Annotated in this window: 3 protein-coding genes; 2 read left to right on the forward strand and 1 reads right to left on the reverse strand. The window is 52.5% G+C overall.

Going from position 1 to position 2,923, the window contains the following annotated elements; all coding sequences use genetic code 11:
- The first annotated feature begins 383 nt into the window (after positions 1-383).
- Together proP and pmrR are read left to right on the forward strand one after the other, a co-directional pair.
- Complete coding sequence (proP, locus tag AB7E14_RS22295) at positions 384-1,886, forward strand: glycine betaine/L-proline transporter ProP (protein WP_316962633.1); 1,503 nt, start codon at positions 384-386, stop codon at positions 1,884-1,886.
- 60 nt (positions 1,887-1,946) lie between these two features.
- Positions 1,947-2,036: an LpxT activity modulator PmrR gene (pmrR, locus tag AB7E14_RS22300; protein ID WP_042999091.1), complete on the forward strand. Its 90-nt coding sequence runs from the start codon at positions 1,947-1,949 to the stop codon at positions 2,034-2,036.
- On the opposite strand, the gene pmrB is transcribed toward pmrR, so the two are convergent.
- Positions 2,033-2,923, reverse strand: an 891-nt coding sequence (pmrB, locus tag AB7E14_RS22305; protein WP_428169978.1) for a two-component system sensor histidine kinase PmrB, incomplete at its 5' end; no start/stop codon positions are given. The two genes, pmrR and pmrB, sit on opposite strands and share 4 nt — an antisense overlap.

Here is a 2,923-nt window from a genome sequence, read left to right on the forward strand (position 1 = left end):
GCCTGGCAGAATAATAATAACTGCAGTGACTTTTTATGAAGCAAGCACAACAAAATAGAGATCAAAAACGTAAAAAAGAACAACTCTGTGCTTTAAAAAAAGAGACTCAGGATCACCTTATTTACCTCCGTTGACGAAACCTAAACATATATGTGAAGTTGATCACAATTTTAAACACTGGTAGGGTAGATAGCTCATTAACCGCCCAAATCAGGCGTCAACAGGTTCGGTTGTACAGACCTTAACCAGTCCGTGTAAGTAAACCTGCTACGCTTGTTACAGGAGTTGCGTCTGAGCAACCCCGCGCTCGACGGTGACGTTGCGCCCAGTGCGCCAGTGCAGTCGATATGCCGCGAGACAGGGCTTAGTCTACGAGGACAGCTATGCTGAAAAGGAAAAAAGTAAAACCGATTACGCTTCGTGATGTCACGATTATCGATGACAGTAAATTGCGAAAGGCGATTACCGCTGCTTCGTTGGGTAATGCGATGGAGTGGTTTGATTTTGGGGTTTATGGCTTTGTTGCCTACGCATTAGGTAAAGTGTTCTTCCCGGGGGCTGACCCCAGCGTGCAGATGATTGCCGCCCTTGCTACTTTCTCTGTTCCCTTTCTGATTCGTCCGCTCGGTGGTTTGTTCTTCGGTATGCTCGGCGATAAATATGGTCGCCAGAAGATTCTTGCCATCACCATCGTGATTATGTCGATCAGTACCTTCTGTATCGGTCTGATACCGTCCTACGCCTCGATAGGCATTTGGGCACCCATCCTGCTGTTGCTGTGTAAGATGGCGCAGGGCTTCTCCGTCGGCGGTGAGTACACCGGCGCGTCTATTTTTGTGGCCGAATATTCCCCGGACCGTAAACGCGGCTTTATGGGAAGCTGGCTGGACTTCGGCTCCATTGCCGGGTTCGTGCTGGGGGCGGGTGTGGTCGTCCTGATCTCGACGGTGGTCGGAGAAGAGAACTTCCTGGAATGGGGCTGGCGTATTCCGTTCTTTATCGCCCTGCCGTTAGGGATTATCGGACTCTATCTGCGTCATGCGCTGGAAGAGACCCCGGCGTTCCAGCAGCACGTCGATAAGCTGGAACAAGGCGACCGCGAAGGCTTGCAGGACGGACCAAAAGTGTCCTTTAAAGAGATCGCCACTAAGCACTGGCGCAGCCTGTTGGCCTGTATTGGCCTGGTGATTGCTACCAACGTCACCTACTACATGCTGTTGACCTATATGCCGAGCTATCTGTCGCATAACCTGCATTACTCTGAAGATCACGGCGTGCTGATTATCATCGCCATTATGATCGGGATGCTGTTTGTCCAGCCGGTGATGGGACTACTGAGTGACCGTTTTGGCCGTCGTCCATTCGTGATCATGGGTAGCATCGCGCTGTTTGCGCTGGCAATCCCGGCCTTTATTCTGATTAACAGTAATATCATCGGCCTTATTTTTGCCGGTCTGCTGATGCTGGCGGTGATCCTCAACTGCTTCACCGGGGTCATGGCGTCTTCATTGCCAGCCATGTTCCCGACACATATTCGTTACAGTGCGCTGGCGGCGGCATTTAATATTTCGGTACTGATTGCCGGTCTGACGCCAACGCTGGCGGCCTGGCTGGTGGAAAGCTCGCAGAATCTGATGATGCCTGCTTACTACCTGATGGTGATTGCGGTGATTGGTTTCATTACCGGTATCACCATGAAAGAGACCGCGAATCAGCCGCTGAAAGGGGCAACGCCCGCCGCCTCGGATATTCAGGAAGCGAAAGAAATTCTCGGTGAACACTACGATAATATCGAGCAGAAAATTGAGGATATCGATCAGGAGATTGCGGACCTGCAGGCGAAGCGTACGCGCCTGGTGCAGCAGCATCCGCGAATTGACGAGTAAATTAAGGTTTGCTTAATCTCTGACTGGCACACTCTCTTCCATACCCTGGAGGAGAGTGTGATGAAGCAGCGTATTTATGAAAGTGTCACGACCGTATTCAGCGTACTGATTGTCAGTAGCTTCCTGTACATTTGGGTCTCAACCTACTAAACCTTCTTCAATAGCACCGAGGCGCGGGTTCCGGTGGTTCCACTGCGATTTTGCAGGAAAAACTGCCCGTGGTGCAGCTGCGTAATGCGGCTGACGATGCTTAACCCCAGACCGATTCCACCGTAACGGCTGTCCATGCGGACGAAGGCTTTGCTGAGTTCGCCGCACTTGCTTTCATCGATCCCCGGTCCTTCATCTTCTACCGCCATTGTCATTGTTGCTTCGTCATCAACGTTCAGCGTAATGGCGATGGTGGTGCCTTCCGGACTGTAGCGATGGGCATTTTCCACCAGATTACGCAGCAGCATCCGCAGCAGCGTCGCGTCGCCCTGAACAGTCGCATCGTCCTGACTGTCAGGCAGCAGGAGTGTCTGTTCGCGCTGTTCCAGCATCGTGCTCAGCTCATCGTAAGACGGCAGGATCACATCTTCCAGCAATCTGACATGCTGATAATTTCCCGATGAAAAAGACTGACCCACGCGGGCGAGTTGTAAAAGCTGCGAGACGCTGTCCATCATTTGATCAAGACGACCCAGCAGCGGCGCGACATCCACGTGATGCGCTTTTGACAGCAGTTCCAGATGCAAACGGACGCCCGATAGCGGTGTTCGCAGTTCGTGCGCCACGTCGGCGGTAAACAGACGCTCGTTTTCGATGGTCGTGGTCAGTCGATTGACCAACTGGTTGAGCGCCGAAACGACCGCTTCAATTTCGACCGTTGAGCTGTGAATGTCGATAGGGGAGAGATTATCCGCCGTGCGGGTTTCTAATTCGTGTTGCAGGTTGGCGAGCGGACGGGTAATGCGGCGAACGGCCTGATAGCAGATGAACAGCGTTAACCCCACCATAAACAGGCTGGGGACGATCAGACTGGCGACCGCCTCGCG

The sequence above is a fragment of the Citrobacter sp. genome, from assembly GCF_050252275.1.
Lineage (GTDB): Bacteria > Pseudomonadota > Gammaproteobacteria > Enterobacterales > Enterobacteriaceae > Citrobacter_A > Citrobacter_A amalonaticus.